The 14157-nt window shown below is 63.1% G+C and carries 13 protein-coding genes; 6 read left to right on the top strand and 7 right to left on the bottom strand.

Features of this window, described 5'->3' with window-relative positions; all coding sequences use genetic code 11:
• Positions 1 to 69: 69 nt before the first annotated feature.
• Genes HU737_RS09010 through HU737_RS08990 form a run of 5 tightly spaced genes read right to left on the bottom strand, consistent with a single transcriptional unit; the run spans position 70 to position 5149 of the window.
• Complete coding sequence (locus HU737_RS09010) at positions 70 to 213, bottom strand: DUF2474 domain-containing protein (protein WP_186554587.1); 144 nt, start codon at positions 211 to 213, stop codon at positions 70 to 72.
• 2 nt (positions 214 to 215) lie between these two features.
• Positions 216 to 1223: a cytochrome d ubiquinol oxidase subunit II gene (gene cydB, locus HU737_RS09005; RefSeq protein WP_186554588.1), complete on the bottom strand. Its 1008-nt coding sequence runs from the start codon at positions 1221 to 1223 to the stop codon at positions 216 to 218.
• 14 nt (positions 1224 to 1237) lie between these two features.
• On the bottom strand, positions 1238 to 2662 hold the full coding sequence (locus HU737_RS09000) for a cytochrome ubiquinol oxidase subunit I (RefSeq protein ID WP_186554589.1): 1425 nt from the start codon (positions 2660 to 2662) through the stop codon (positions 1238 to 1240).
• A 2-nt stretch (positions 2663 to 2664) separates the two neighbouring features.
• Positions 2665 to 3150 (bottom strand): DUF934 domain-containing protein, encoded by a 486-nt coding sequence (locus HU737_RS08995; RefSeq protein ID WP_367616017.1) that lies wholly within the window; start codon positions 3148 to 3150, stop codon positions 2665 to 2667.
• Positions 3137 to 5149, bottom strand: a complete 2013-nt coding sequence (locus HU737_RS08990) for a DUF2849 domain-containing protein (RefSeq protein WP_186554591.1) — start codon at positions 5147 to 5149, stop codon at positions 3137 to 3139. The genes HU737_RS08995 and HU737_RS08990 overlap by 14 nt, the downstream gene beginning before the upstream one ends.
• Positions 5150 to 5317: 168 nt before the next feature.
• Here HU737_RS08990 and HU737_RS08985 point away from each other — a divergent pair, with 168 nt between their 5' ends.
• From HU737_RS08985 to HU737_RS08975, 3 genes are all read left to right on the top strand, one after another.
• Positions 5318 to 6724, top strand: coding sequence for an aminotransferase-like domain-containing protein (locus HU737_RS08985; protein ID WP_186554592.1), 1407 nt, complete (start codon positions 5318 to 5320; stop codon positions 6722 to 6724).
• A 379-nt stretch (positions 6725 to 7103) separates the two neighbouring features.
• On the top strand, positions 7104 to 8396 hold the full coding sequence (locus tag HU737_RS08980) for an MFS transporter (protein WP_186554593.1): 1293 nt from the start codon (positions 7104 to 7106) through the stop codon (positions 8394 to 8396).
• 222 nt (positions 8397 to 8618) lie between these two features.
• Positions 8619 to 8936, top strand: a complete 318-nt coding sequence (locus HU737_RS08975) for a hypothetical protein (RefSeq protein WP_186554594.1) — start codon at positions 8619 to 8621, stop codon at positions 8934 to 8936.
• A 148-nt stretch (positions 8937 to 9084) separates the two neighbouring features.
• Here the strand turns inward: HU737_RS08975 and HU737_RS08970 are convergent, their stop codons facing one another.
• Complete coding sequence (locus tag HU737_RS08970) at positions 9085 to 10017, bottom strand: LysR family transcriptional regulator (RefSeq protein WP_186554595.1); 933 nt, start codon at positions 10015 to 10017, stop codon at positions 9085 to 9087.
• A 120-nt stretch (positions 10018 to 10137) separates the two neighbouring features.
• Here HU737_RS08970 and HU737_RS08965 point away from each other — a divergent pair, with 120 nt between their 5' ends.
• Positions 10138 to 10407 (top strand): DUF2790 domain-containing protein, encoded by a 270-nt coding sequence (locus HU737_RS08965; protein ID WP_186554596.1) that lies wholly within the window; start codon positions 10138 to 10140, stop codon positions 10405 to 10407.
• A gap of 22 nt (positions 10408 to 10429) precedes the next feature.
• On the opposite strand, the gene HU737_RS08960 is transcribed toward HU737_RS08965, so the two are convergent.
• On the bottom strand, positions 10430 to 11122 hold the full coding sequence (locus HU737_RS08960) for a tRNA (adenine(22)-N(1))-methyltransferase (RefSeq protein ID WP_186554597.1): 693 nt from the start codon (positions 11120 to 11122) through the stop codon (positions 10430 to 10432).
• A gap of 176 nt (positions 11123 to 11298) precedes the next feature.
• On the opposite strand from HU737_RS08960, the gene HU737_RS08955 reads away from it, so the two are divergent.
• Together HU737_RS08955 and HU737_RS08950 are read left to right on the top strand one after the other, a co-directional pair.
• On the top strand, positions 11299 to 11679 hold the full coding sequence (locus HU737_RS08955) for a RidA family protein (RefSeq protein WP_186554598.1): 381 nt from the start codon (positions 11299 to 11301) through the stop codon (positions 11677 to 11679).
• A gap of 135 nt (positions 11680 to 11814) precedes the next feature.
• Entirely contained in the window at positions 11815 to 13902 is a 2088-nt protein-coding gene (locus tag HU737_RS08950; protein WP_186554599.1) for a TonB-dependent receptor family protein, read from the top strand.
• Positions 13903 to 14157: the final 255 nt, after the last annotated feature.

The following is a 14157-nucleotide window of genomic DNA, read 5'->3' as shown; positions in this document are numbered from 1 at the left end:
CCTTCGAACAACCAAAAAAAGGGCCTGAAGCGAACCCCAGACCCTTACGGACAACCCAAGCGCAACAGTTTAAACCGTCATCCCCGCAAACCTCATGGCCAACCGCGTAGCCAACGCAACCGCACCCAGCGCCATGACGCTAGCCGCCCAGATCGCCAGCAACCACAACAGACGCTTGCTCCACCCGGGCCCCTTGGTAGTAGATGGATTCATGATCAGTGAAACTCCTCGCCAACTTTGACTTTGCCTCGGAACACGTAATACGACCAAGCCGAGTACCCCAGGATGAACGGAATGATGAACAGCGCCCCCACCAGCGCAAAGCCCAGGCTCTGCGGCGGTGCCGCGGCTTCCCAGATGGTCAGGCTAGGCGGCAGCACGTAAGGCCAGATGCTGATCAGCAAACCGGTGTAGCCCAGGAAGATCAGCACCAGCGACCAAATGAACGGCCCGGCATGCGGCTCGCCGCGCAGCGAACGCAAGATCGCCCAGGTCGCCACCAGCACCAGCGCCGGCACCGGCAGGAAGAACCAGAAGTTCGGCAGGCTGAACCAGCGCTCGAAGATCGCCGGGTGCGTCAGGGGCGTCCAGACGCTCACCACCAGCATCGACAGTACGGTCGCCACGGTGATCGGCCCGGTCGCGCGCATGATTCGCGCCTGCAAGTCGCCTTCGGTCTTGAGGATCAGCCAGGTCGCCCCCAGCAACGCGTAGGCGATGACCACGCCGAAACCACAGAACACGTTGAACGGCGTCAGCCAGCTCATGACGCCATCGGTAGCCACGCCATCGACGATCTGGTGGCCCTCGATGAACGCGCCAAGAATCACCCCCTGGAAAAACGCGGCCATGAACGAGCCAGACATGAACGCTCGGTCCCAGAACGGCTTGTGCGCATCATCGGCCTTGAACCGGAACTCGAACGACACTCCACGCCAGACCAGCCCTACCAGTAAACCCAGGGCCGGCAGGTACAGCGCGCTGAGCAAGATCGCATAGACCTTGGGGAATGCAGCCATCAGCCCTGCCCCACCCAGTACCAGCCAGGTTTCGTTGCCGTCCCACACCGGAGCGACGGTGTTGACCATGGTGTCGCGATGATCGCGGTCGGGGATGAACGGAAAGAGGATGCCAATGCCCAAGTCAAAGCCATCGGTGATCACATACATCATCACGCCGAAGCCGATGATCAGAAACCAGATCAGCGCAAGATCGATACCCATGAAAGACGCTCCCGTCAGTGGTTCTTAGGGGTGGTGGAATACAGCGACTCATCGACCGCCGACAGCGGCCGCGCCGGTCGCTGGTTGGCCGTGATTTCAGCCTCCAGCTCATGGTGCTCATGCTCCTGCGGGCCTTTGCCAACCAGGCGCAGCATGTACACGATGCCGGTGCCGAAAATGCCCAGGTACATCACCACCAGCACCACCAGGCCAACCGACAGGGTCATGGCCGAGTGGTTGGACACCGCATCCTTGGTGCGCATCAGCCCATACACCACCCACGGCTGACGCCCGATCTCGGTGACGTACCAGCCTGCGAGCAGCGCCACCAGCCCGGATGGCCCCATCCACAGCGCGAAACGCGCCAGCGCCTTGGACTCATACAACCGGTGCCGCCAGCGCAACCAGGCGCCGCACAAGCCAAGCACGACCATCAGCACGCCTAAGCCCACCATGACTCGGAACGACCAGAACACGATGGTTGCGTTGGGCCGGTCCTCAGGCGGGAAGTCCTTCAGTGCCGGGATGTGACCGTTCAAACTGTGAGTCAGGATCAGGCTGGCAAGATTGGGGATCTCGATCTTGTAGTGGGTGGTTTCCGCCTGCATGTCGGGGATGCCGAACAAAATCAGCGGCACGCCTTCACCCGGGGTATTGCTCCAGTGGCCTTCCATCGCCGCCACTTTCGCCGGCTGGTGCTTGAGCGTGTTGAGGCCATGCATGTCGCCGATCACCACCTGCAAGGGCGCGGTGAACAGCAGCATCCACATGGCCATGGAGAACATCCGCTTGACCGCTGGCGTGCGCGTACCGCGCAGCATGTGCCAGGCAGCCGAGGCGCCGACGAACAGTGCGGTCGACAGCATCGCTGCGGTGACCATGTGCGCCAGGCGGTAAGGGAACGACGGATTGAAAATGATCGCCAACCAGTCCACCGGCACCACGATGCCATTGATCACCTCATGCCCCTGGGGCGTCTGCATCCAGCTGTTGGACGCCAGGATCCAGGTCGCCGAGATCATCGTGCCGACGGCGACCATGGCCGTGGCGAAGAAGTGCAGCCCGCGCCCGACCTTGTTCCAGCCGAACAGCATGACGCCCAGGAAACCGGCCTCGAGGAAGAATGCCGTGAGCACCTCATAGGTCAGCAGCGGTCCGGTGATACTGCCGGCGAACTGCGAGTAGAAACTCCAGTTGGTGCCGAACTGATAGGCCATGACCAGCCCCGAAACCACGCCCATGGCGAAGTTGACGGCGAAGATCTTCGACCAGAAGTGGTACAGGTCAAGGTAGGCGTTGTCTTTCTTCCACAGCCACAGGCCCTCGAGGACCGCGAGGAACGAGGCCAGGCCGATGGTGATGGCCGGGAAGATGATGTGGAAGGTCACGGTGAAGCCAAACTGAATACGTGCCAGCTCCAAGGCTGTCAGGCTGAACATGGTTATGCCTCATTACTTAGGGAAAGGCGCTCGAGCAGCGTGCGCGGCCGGGCCTGGGCTTGCAGGCGGGCCCTGGCGGCGTCTTGCCAGCGAACCAGCGGCACCGTGGCCGGGGCCAGCAGGCTGGTGAAGCCGCACTGCAGCAACATCGAGAACTGATCGGGCAGCAACGGCCCGGCGGCACGCAAATCGCCAGCGAAGGCGTGCCGGTCGCGCAACAGGCGCGCAAGGGTAAAGCCGCGACCGTCGCGCGACTTGGCAAAGTCGATGACGATCACTTCGAGCTGGGCCAGTAGCGCCAGCACGCCAGCGGGATCCTGCTCGCCGCTGATCCGCACACCTTGGGCAGGCGCGCCGAATTGGCTGAGGTATTCGTCCCATTGCTCAAGGCGAATCACGCAGCGTTCGGCCAACACCAAGGGGGCGTCTTGTTGTTGATACAGCCACGGGTCTGTAACCGGCAGGCCGTTACGATCAATGAGCGTCACGCAACACCTCCTTGAACACATCGATGCCGACGCGGCGGTAGGTATCCAGGAAGCGCTCGCCCTCGACCCGTTCGCGCAGGTAGATCGCGACAATCGCCTCGACTACTTCTGGCAGCGCCTCATAGCTCACCGAGCGGCCAAGGATGGTGCCCACCGCGGCATCCTCTGCCGCGCTGCCGCCGAGGGTGATCTGGTAGTTTTCATGCCCGGCCTTGTCCAGGCCGAGAATGCCGATGTGGGCGACATGGTGGTGGGCACAGGCGTTGATGCAGCCGGACACGTTGAGCTTGAGCTCGCCAATCTCACGCTGCTGGGCCTCATCGAAACGCTGCGCGATGCGCTGGGCCACCGGCACCGAACGGGCCGTGGCCAAGCTGCAGTAGTCCATGCCTGGGCAAGCGATCGAGTCGGAGATCAGGTTGACGTTGGCCGTAGCCAGGCCGGCGCCGCGCAGGGCTTGCCAGACCTGGTAAAGCTCACTGAGGCGCACATGCGGCAAGACCAGGTTCTGCTCATGGGACACGCGGATCTCATTGAGCGAATGGGCTTCGGCCAAGTCGGCGATCAGCAGCATCTCTTGGGCACTGACATCGCCCGGAATACCGCCCTGGGGCTTGAGCGAGATGACCGCGCTGATATACCCGCGTTTCTTGTGCGGATGGGTGTTGTTGCGCACCCAAAAGGCAAACTCGGCATCGGCTGTGCGCGCATCGAGGTAGTCCTCACAGATGCCGGGCAGCTCCGCGAAGGCGGGCTTGACGAAGCGCTCGTGTATCGCCTGGACGATGCCCGGTTCCAGGTGCTGATGGTCCGCGGGAAGGCTGGCGAACTCCGCCTCGATCAAATCGATGAACTTGGCTGGCTTGAGCTCGCGAACCAGGATCTTGATCCGCGCCTTGTACAGGTTGTCGCGCCGCCCGAGGCTGTTGTAGACCCGCAGGATCGCCTCGACATAGCGCAGCAAGTCGCGCTCGGCCAGCCAGTCGCGCACCAGCGTGCCGACAATAGGCGTGCGCCCCAGCCCTCCACCTGCGTAGATCTGAAAGCCCACCTGGCCCTGGTCGTTGCGCGTGGCGAGGATGCCGATGTCGTGAAAGCGCACCGCTGCGCGGTCGATCGGGCTGCCGGTAATGGCGATCTTGAACTTGCGCGGCAGGTAGGTGAACTCAGGGTGGTCGGTGGACCACTGGCGGAGGATTTCAGCGTGCACCCGCGGGTCTATCACTTCATCCTGGGCAGCGCCGGCGAAGTGGTCGGTGGTGACGTTGCGGATGCAGTTGCCGCTGGTCTGGATGCAATGCAGGTCAGCATCGGCCAGCACCGAGAGGATTTCTGGGGTATCGGACAGGTGCGGCCAGTTGAACTGAATGTTCTGCCGCGTGGTGAGGTGGCCATAGCCCTTGTCGTAGGTGCTGGCGACATAGGCCAGCTGGCGCAATTGAATCGCGCTCAAGGTGCCATAGGGGATGGCCACCCGCAGCATGTAGCCATGCAACTGCAGGTACAGGCCGTTCATCAGCCGATAGACCTTGAACGCTTCTTCGTCGAGCTCGCCACTCAGGCGCCGGGCCACTTGCTGCTCGAACTCGCGGGCACGGGCCTTGAGGTAGTCGCGCTCGAACGGGTCGTAGCGATAGACCCCAGCGTGCTCGACCGGTGCCGCGATCACCGGGCGCGGCTGGGCAGCGCTCGCGGGTGGGCTGAGGCGGGCCGCCTGTTTACCCAGATCGGTGCGCACCGATGGCCCACGAGCACGCAAGCGTTCGCGCAACTCGATCGGCTCGACAACGCCGTCCACTCGCCGTGCAGCGCAGGGCAGCGGGCCGACCACCAGGTTCGCGTCCACCGCTCGTTGCGCCGCAGCCTGGGCGGCAGGGAGTTGCTGCGGGGCAAAGGCACTGGCCTGTGCAAGGGTCTCGACCCACTGGTGCTCCGCGTCCAGCCAGACCACTGCGCCATCGTCGAGACGATTGGCGCAGATCAGTTGGCAGTCATTCATCAAACATCTCCATGACTGGCAGCCTAGAAGCGCTTATCGTTGCAACCCTGCTGCGCCTCTCCGGTGCCTGACAATAAAATCCATAAACAGTCCGTTTGTATGGATTTACTATGTAACCGTATGCCATGTTATGCTTGAGCGTATGGATTGACAACCTGAGGAATTCGCATGCCTCTCGCTGACGAGACGAAAGAATCAGCTCAAGCCCGCTGGATAAGGCCCTTCAAACCTAAGGGCGGGCCAAGATACATACAGATCGCCGAAATGATCGCAGAATCCATACAATCGGGTTCTTTGCAGTCTGGCGACCAGGTTCCGCCGCAACGCACCCTGGCCGCGCAACTGGGCGTCGACCTGACCACGGTGACCCGCGCCTATGCCGAAGCGCGCAATCGCGGCTTGATCGCCTCGTACAGCGGGCGCGGATCGTTCGTCACCGGGGTCAGCGAGCCGGGCGCTGAGGTGCGCATCGACCTGACCATGAACATTCCCCCGCAACCGGCCAACGGCGCGATGGCGGAGCTGGTTGGCAAGGGCCTGGACGATGTGCTGCGGCGCAACCGCATCGAGGCGTTGTCGACCTACCAGGACGAGCCCACCACCCGCTCCGCGCTGCAAGCGGCGCAAGGCTGGTTGAAACCAGCCCTGGGCGATCTCGATACCCGCGCGCTGAGCGTGTGCTCGGGCTCGCAGGCGGCGATTTTCGCCATCTTGGCGTCCTGCGCGAAGCCCGGTGATACGCTGCTCTGCGACCCCTTGACCTACCCTGGGCTGCTATTGGCAGCGCGCCAGCTGGGCCTGCGCGTGCTGGCGGTCGAGGGCGATGCCGACGGCATGCGCCCGGACGCACTGGAGCGCGCCCAGCAGCAAAGTGGCGCGCGTCTTGTGTACCTGAACCCAACCTTCAACAACCCCACCGCGCACACCATGCCCATCGGCCGCCGACAGCAGATCGCAGCCACCGTGCTGCGCCTGGACCTGACGCTGATCGAAGACGACCCCTATCGCTACCTGCTCGACGACGCCCCGGCGGCCATCGCCACGCTGACCGGCGGCGCCAACACCTTCTACCTGGCATCGCTGTCCAAATGCCTGTGGCCAAGCCTGCGCACCTCGTTCGTCCTGCCACCACGGGGCGATACCGGCGAGCGCCTGCAAAGCGGGCTGCGTGCTGCGAGCATGGGTTGTTCGGCGCTGCTGCTGGGGTTGGTCGAGCACTGGATTCGCAGCGGCACCGCCAAGCAGCTGGTGCAGGAGATTCAGCGCGAAGCGCGCGCCCGGCAGCAGCTGGCGGGCAGCTTGCTCACGGCGCCGGTGCAGACTCACCCCACCGGTATTCACCTGTGGCTGGCGCTGCCCGCGCACTGGAACCAAAACCTGTTCACCCATGCCTTGGATGAGCTTGGGGTCAACGTCGCCAGTGCCGATTCGTTCAGCGTTGCCCCGCAGACCCAGGATGCGGTGCGCGTATCGCTCGGCGGCCCGGCCGATCAGGCCAGCCTGGGCAGCGCCTTGCGCAAGATCGACGCGTTGCTCAAGGAAGATCGGCGGCGCAGCTCGCGCGCGTTCGTCTGACTAATAGCAATAAGCCACCCCTGCGGCCTCTGGTCGCAGGGGTGGCCCTCTTGGCAAATTCTCCACAAGGCTTAGAATCGCGCCTCCTTTTCGCCCGTCGATCCGTCGACTGATTACTGCCCCGGCCTTCGCCCGCAGCTACCCGGTTACGAAAAGGCACCCAGCCAGATGCCAGTCAGTTAAGACTCGAGTCGGTTTGTTTTGGGCCCGCCTTGCGGTCCTTCGCGGGCAAGCCCGCTCCCACAGAGATAGCGTTTGCCTGGAAGGTGGCGCGGTACCTGTGGGAGCGGGCTTGCCCGCGAAGGACGGCAAGGCGGGCCCAGGCTTGTAACTCACTGGTATTGCGCACCACCCTGCTTTTTCCAACCTTGAGGTACGTATGTCTCCGCGTTTGCTGGCCCAGGCGCTAGCACCCCTGCTCGGGCTCTTCATCATTGCCCTGGGCAATGGTTTCATGTCTTCCCTGACCACCCTGCAACTGGGCACCGCTGGCGAATCGGCGACCATGATCGGCGTGGTGTCCTCGGCCTACTTCATCGGCCTGACCCTGGGCGCGATCTTCAACGATCGGCTGATCCTGCGCATTGGCCACATCCGCGCCTACACCAGCTTCGCCTCGCTGATCGCCGCGACCATTCTGTTGCAAGGGCTGTTCTACGACACCACCTGGTGGATGGTGCTGCGCCTGATCAACGGCTGGGCTGCGGTCGGGGTGTTCCTGGTGATCGAAAGCTGGCTACTGCTGGCGGGCGACGCGAAGATCCGCGGACGCCTGCTGGCGCTGTACATGATCGCCTTCTATGGCGCTGGCGTGCTGGCCCAAGCCACCCTGGGCGACGTCACCGGCTGGGGCCCGACCGTGCCGTACATGGTCGCCGGTATGCTCGCAACGCTGTCAGTGCTGCCGATCGTGATCCTGCCACGGGTGTCGCCGCTGATGGATCAGGTCGAACCGCTCAAGCCACGTCAGCTGCTGGGCATCGCCCCGACCGGGCTGGTCGGCTGCTTCGGTTCGGGCGTGGCGATCGCCGGGATCTACGCGCTGCTGCCGCTGTACCTGCAACGCATCGGCCTGGATGTCGGTGAGGTTGGCAACATGATGGCCTGGGTGATTCTCGGCGCCATGCTGCTGCAGTATCCGGTGGGGCGCTGGTCGGACCGCAAGGATCGCCAGGATGTGCTGATCTCGCTGGCCGCGCTGTGCACCGTGCTGTCGGTGTTGATCGTGCTGTTGCCGGCCAATTCGGTGCTGCTGCCGGCCATGTTGTTCCTGCTTGGCGGTGGCGTGTTCGCCCTGTATCCGGTGGCGGTCAGCAGCGCTGCCGACCGGGCCCCGGCCGATGCGCTGGTGCCGATGATCCAAGGCTTGCTGCTGATCAACTCGCTGGGCTCGGCAATGGCTCCGCTGGCGATCTCGCCGGTGATGACTTCCTATGGTGAAGTGGGGCTGTTCTGGGCCTTTGCAGTGATCAACCTGGCGATGGTCAGCTTCTTCCTCTGGCGGCGCGGCAAACGCCCGGCACCGGAGCATCCGGCACCTTTCGCGCCGACTGCAACCTTCTCGCCTACCGGTGCTGAGCTGCGCGCTACCGAAGAGCTGATGCATGCGGTGCAGGAGCATCCTTCGATGGCCGAGATACAGACCCCGACACCGGCGCCTGAGCGCGTTTGATCGTTCCCAGCTGGTTTTTGGCTGGGTCAGTCCTGGCCTCTTCGCGGGCAAGCCCGCTCCCACAGGCGGTGAGCCTGTGGGAGCGGGCTTGCCCGCGAAGAGGCCGGCACTGACAGCACAAAACGCCGAAACAGATAACCCCGACCGCCCGTCGCCTGCCGGGCACCCTGCCCCACCCTGCGCAGCCGAAACCATGAAGATCATCCTTACAGGAGACTCACCATGGTCAGCATTCGCCCTCTCCCACTGCTGCTTGCCCTGTGCTTAGGGCTGGCCTCCACCGCCGGCTTCGCCGCCAGCGACCCTTACAGCAGCACGCCCAGCGCCGATCACTCTTCAGGCGATCACCCCAAAGGTGAAACCGCAGGTGATGGCAGCAGCGTCAACAGCCCAGGTGGCAAAGACAACGACAGCAGCGATACCGGCGCCGACACCGATGCCGCTGATGGCACCACTGGCGGCTCGAACAACACCGGCGAGGCCACCGGCACTGGCGCAGGCAGCTCTGGCGGGACCAGTGAAGACAGCGACAGCCGCTGAGCCTGGCTTGGCTTAACTGCTCTGTTTCGACCTAGCGCATAAGGCTTGGCCATGACCATCGGCACCTAAATGGTCGGCGGTAAAGACCTCATCGCCGGACAAGTCACAGCGTCAGCGCGCCGCTGCGACTTGTCCGGCGATAGAACCCTCAGCGCCAGTACTGCGGATCATCAACCAGCCGCTCATGGGCTTTGAACATCACCGGCAACTGCTCCTTGAGCAGGTCCAGCCAGGTGCGCACCTTGGCATCCAGATAATGGCGCGACGGATAGATCGCATAAATCTCCCGCTGGCGTAGCCGGTGCGGTGCCAACACCCGGCACAAGCGCCCTTCTTCGATCGACTTGCTCGCCGAATAATATGGAATCAGCCCGATGCCCATGCCCAGCTCAGTGGCCTGCAGCATCGCATCGGCCACATTGGTCAGGAAGGTGTCTTGGGGCAGGATGACGTAATTGTCCGGGGTCTGCTCGAACGCCCAGTCTTCCTCGAACAACGGATCGCCCATGCGCAAGCACACATGTTCATGCAGGTCTTGCGGGCGCTGCGGTACGCCATGGCGCGCCAGGTAGTCGGGCGAGGCACACAGAATGCTGTAGATGCTGCCCAACGGGATGGCGATCAGTTGCGAGTCTGGCAACCCACGGCCAACGGTGAGCACCACGTCATGACCTTCGTCCAGCGGATCAGGGTTGCGCTGGGACAGGGTCATCTCCATCACCACTTCCGGACACGCCGCCTTGTAGGCCGCCACCAGCGGCATCATCAACATGCCCAAGCCGTGGGTGGAGTGAAAGCGCAGCCGGCCACGCGGCGTGAGGTGGGCGCCGCGGGCCTCATCCATGGCCTCTTCGGTGAGCAGCATGATCTGCCGCGAGCGCTGCAGAAAACGCTCGCCCGCCTCGCTCATGCGCAAGCGGCGGGTGGTGCGGTGCAACAAGCGGGTTTGCAGCTGGTTCTCAAGCTCGGCGACGATGCGCGAGACCTGCGCCGCAGAAATATCCAACGCATTGGCAGCGGCAGCGAAACTGCCGCACTCCACCACGCGGGCAAAGGTTCGCATGGCATGCAGCATGTCCATGAAGGTCCGCTCCTTTCAGTCTTATTCGTACGTCCCAGGCAGGAATCTATCACGGGATAGCCCCTTTATTGTGTATCACCAACGAATACATCATTGGTAAAACATCACAAGGAGCCCGTCATGAAAGCCTCGATCGCCCTTTTTGCCCTGTTCGCATCCTTTGCCTCGCTTGGCGCCTACGCTGACCAAGCCTCCAATCAACCCGTGGCTGCCAGTGCTCAGAACTACGAATACGGCATGCCGCTGGATGTGGCCAAGGTCATCTCGATCACCCCGGCCAGCAACATCGCCGATTGTCAGGTGGGCACTGCGCACATGGTCTATGTCGACCATCAAGGCCAGCGTCGTGAGGTCAATTACCGGGAAATGGGCAACTGCTCGCAGATGTAACTGGCTTGCCGCCAATGCTTGTTCATCCCAGCACCTGGGTAATCCACTCAACCTGCTTGGAAAACTCCCGTGCTTTGTCCTGCGGGACCGCCTGGGCATGTTCGAAGTGCGCCAAGGTCTGCTGGCGCTGACGTAGCACCCGCCGCCACTTGGCCAGAAACGCCTCACTGCGCGCTTGCAGCAGACGCGGCCCGAAGAACAGCTGCTCAGCACTGTAGGCACTGCCCGCGCCGGGCACGGCCACGATGATCTCGTAATCGAAGCGATTTTCTCGCAGCAACTCTTCCTGCTCGATCTGGTAACCGTTTTCCATTAGCCAGGTGCGCAGCTCGCGCTCGCCGCCATTGGGCTGGAAAATCAGCCGCTCCGCGCCGCTGAGGTAATGCTTGCCACGCTGAAGAATCTCGCACATGGTCTCGCCCCCCATGCCGCAGATGCTCACCGTATTGATCCGATCAGCAGGCTCGATGGCTGCCAGGCCATCGGCCAGGCGCACGCTGACCTGCTGTTCAAGGCCATGCTTGCGCACCTTGCGTTGCGCTGAATGAAACGGCGTCAGCGCCACCTCGCCGGCCACCGCATGCTCGATGCGCCCGCGCAGCATCAGCGCTACCGGCAGGTAACCGTGGTCCGAGCCGATATCGGCCAGCCGCGCGCCGGCGGGCACATGCGCCGCCACACGCTCCAGGCGCATCGACAATGTCTGTTCGTTCAAGCCTTGATCCTTCTGCACGACCGACGCAGCGCGCTCGGCCAAATGGCCGCGATTCTGCCGGTCAATGCCGCGTATTTCAATTTCCCTGGCTGAGTGGACATGCCCGGGCGGCTCGACCGACCGGTTTCGCTCAAGTAGGCTTGCGCCTTTCCTTCCGTTGCAAGGCAAGCATTCCCATGGCAAACGCAGATATCACTTACATTCCAGATCCGGATCCAGAGTCGATCTCCTCGGACGTTACCGGTTTCGGCAACCTGCTGGTGAGCACCCAGATCCCCACCCGTGCCGACGGCAGCCTGGAATTGGGCGGCATCGTCGAGCAGAGCGAATGCACCCTGCAAGCGCTCAAGGTCGCCCTGGAACGTGCCGGCAGCTCGATCGATCGGGTACTGCACCTGACCATCTACCTCACCGACATGGCTGATCGCCCGGCGTTCAACGAGGTCTACCAGCGTTTCTTCAGCAAGCCGTGGCCGGTGCGCGCGGCAGTGGGCGTCGCTTCGCTGGCAGTGCAAGGCATGCGCGTGGAAGTCACTGCGATGGCGGCCAAGGGCTGATTGGTTTGTCGCCAGTGCCGGCGCTATCGCGGGGCAAGCCCGCTCCCACGGTGCGTAGCCTTTTTTTGCGGGTTTGCCCCCGATAGCGCCGGTACCGGCAACCAGGATATTGATAGCTACACAGCAGGAAGCCCCATGCCTCGCCACCTCTACCTCTTGCTCCCGAGCCTCGGCCTTTGCTCCCTGGCTCACGCAGCGTCGCCCACTGCCTTCACCCTGCTCGAACCGATGGTGGTCACCGGCACCTACGCCCCCAACCCCAGCTTCGACCTGCCCTACTCCATCGACACCGTGGAGCGCGGGCAGATTGCCGACGGCCAACTCGGGGTGAATCTGTCCGAAGCGCTTAACCGCGTCCCCGGCCTGGTGGTGCAGAACCGCCAGAACTACGCCCAGGACCTGCAGATTTCTTCCCGCGGCTACGGCGCACGTTCTGCCTTCGGCATCCGCGGGATCAAGCTGCTCAGCGACGGCATCCCGGCCAGCACACCCGATGGCCAGGGCCAGGCGGCGTCGCTCAACCTCGACGTCGCCGAGCGCATCGAAGTACTGCGCGGCCCGGCCTCGGCGATCTACGGCAGTAACGCCGGCGGGGTGATCCAGATGTTCTCCCGCGACGGCGCCGGGCCGCCCAAGGTTGGCCTCGAAAGCACCGTCGGCAGCGACGGTTTCAACAAGAATCACTTGTACGGCGAAGGCGGCAACGACCAGGCCGGGTTCGTCCTCGACGCCTCGCGCCTGGACACCGACGGCTACCGCGACCACAGCGCCGCGCGCCGTGACCAGACCTTTGCCAAGGTGCATGTGCGCCCCGATGACGACAGCCGCCTGGCGCTGATCTTCAGCAGCCTGGAACAAAATGGCACCCAGGATCCACTTGGGCAGACCTGGGAGGCCTACAAGCACGATCCGCGTTCGGTAATGCCGCCTGCCGAGCAATACAACACTCGAAAAAGCATTCACCACCAGCAGGTTGGAATGAACTATGAGCGTTACTTTGGTGATGCCACCTTGCAGCTCAATTTATATACAGGCCGGCGCAGCGTAATTCAGTATTTGTCGATTCCAAAAACCATCGTGTCCAACCGAGACCGCGGCGGCGGCGTGGTCGACTTCGACCGCGAGTTCCACGGCGCCACCCTGCGCTGGATCCAGCCCGTCGATGTCGCCCTCGGCGCCCTGACCCTGACCGCCGGGGCCGACTACGACCGTAGTCGCGACGACCGCCGTGGCTACCAGAATTTCAGCGGCGACACCTTGGGCGTCAAAGGCGAACTGCGCCGCGATGAACAGGACACCGCCACCAGCCTCGACCCATACCTGCAAGCCCATTGGGAGTTGGAGCGCTGGACTGTCGACGCTGGCGTGCGCCATAGCAGCATGGAGATGGAGGTCAATGACCATTTCCTCAGCAACGGCGACGCCAGCGGTTCGAAGAAATACCAACGCACCACCCCGACCTTGTCGGTGATGTATGCCTTTACCCCCGATCTGCACGGCTACATCAGTGCAGGCAAAGCGTTCGAAACGCCTACCCAGGCGGAAATGGCCTATGCGCCAGGCTCGGTGGAAGGCTTTAACTTCGGCCTGAAGCCGTCCACCAGCACCCAGTACGAGCTGGGCCTCAAGGCTCGACCTGACGAACGTACCCGCATCAATGTCGCGGTGTTCGAGATCCACACCCGTGACGAGATCGTGGTGCTTGCTTCCGAGGGTGGCCGCACCAGTTATCACAATGCCGGCAAAACCCTGCGCCGCGGCCTGGAGCTGGGCATCCAGCGTGAACTGAGCGAGCAATGGCAGGCCAACCTTGCCTACACCCTGCTCGACGCCACCTATGACGAAGCGTTCAGCCAGGGCAGCAACTCCATCGACAAAGGTAACCACCTACCGGGCGTGCCACGCAGCAGCGTATTCGGCGAGCTGGTATGGAAACCGCGTGCCGGTATCAGCATGGGGCTTGAGGGGCAGTACCGCAGCAAGGTCTATGTCGAGGACACCAATGACCAGCACGCGGCCCCCAGTTATGCGGTGTTCAACTGGCGGACCCGCCTTGAGCAACAGTACGGGCCGTGGACCTTCCATCAACTGGTGCGCCTGGACAACCTGCTCGATCGTCAGTACGTCGGCTCGGTGATCGTTGGCGACGGCAATGGCCGCTATTACGAAGCCGCGCCGGGGCGCTCGTGGTATGCCGGGGCTGGGTTGGAGTATCAGTTCTAAGCGCTTGTGCTCTGGGTCTAGGCCGACCCAGAGCTGCTCCATCGCTCCCTAGCTCATCCACCCGCTGGGCTGATCCAGCTCATGCCATCAGCCCCACTCATCCCACTCCCCTCCCTTCGCCTTAAGCCCTCCGCGGCGCAATCACAGAAAGTTCCTACGCAGTTTTCGGAAGCTTGCAGGGCTACCGTGAAGCCGTTCCTCGCTAGTGTTCGGCAACTCTTTGCCCGGATGCGCACAAGCCTCTGGCTCGCCTCA

It is taken from the genome of Pseudomonas urmiensis, assembly GCF_014268815.2.
GTDB classification, from domain to species: Bacteria; Pseudomonadota; Gammaproteobacteria; order Pseudomonadales; family Pseudomonadaceae; genus Aquipseudomonas; species Aquipseudomonas urmiensis.
The sequence above is the reverse complement of the archived record's forward strand: the minus strand, read 5'-3'. Positions and strand labels throughout refer to the sequence as shown.

Bases quoted from the DNA above. Each gene is read 5' to 3' on its own strand.
- HU737_RS09010 (WP_186554587.1), bottom strand. From the start codon at position 213: ATGAATCCATCTACTACCAAGGGGCCCGGGTGGAGCAAGCGTCTGTTG.
- cydB (WP_186554588.1), bottom strand. From the start codon at position 1,223: ATGGGTATCGATCTTGCGCTGATCTGGTTTCTGATCATCGGCTTCGGC.
- HU737_RS09000 (WP_186554589.1), bottom strand. From the start codon at position 2,662: ATGTTCAGCCTGACAGCCTTGGAGCTGGCACGTATTCAGTTTGGCTTC.
- HU737_RS08990 (WP_186554591.1), bottom strand. From the start codon at position 5,149: ATGAATGACTGCCAACTGATCTGCGCCAATCGTCTCGACGATGGCGCA.
- HU737_RS08985 (WP_186554592.1), top strand. From the start codon at position 5,318: ATGCCTCTCGCTGACGAGACGAAAGAATCAGCTCAAGCCCGCTGGATA.
- HU737_RS08980 (WP_186554593.1), top strand. From the start codon at position 7,104: ATGTCTCCGCGTTTGCTGGCCCAGGCGCTAGCACCCCTGCTCGGGCTC.
- HU737_RS08975 (WP_186554594.1), top strand. From the start codon at position 8,619: ATGGTCAGCATTCGCCCTCTCCCACTGCTGCTTGCCCTGTGCTTAGGG.
- HU737_RS08970 (WP_186554595.1), bottom strand. From the start codon at position 10,017: ATGGACATGCTGCATGCCATGCGAACCTTTGCCCGCGTGGTGGAGTGC.
- HU737_RS08965 (WP_186554596.1), top strand. From the start codon at position 10,138: ATGAAAGCCTCGATCGCCCTTTTTGCCCTGTTCGCATCCTTTGCCTCG.
- HU737_RS08955 (WP_186554598.1), top strand. From the start codon at position 11,299: ATGGCAAACGCAGATATCACTTACATTCCAGATCCGGATCCAGAGTCG.
- HU737_RS08950 (WP_186554599.1), top strand. From the start codon at position 11,815: ATGCCTCGCCACCTCTACCTCTTGCTCCCGAGCCTCGGCCTTTGCTCC.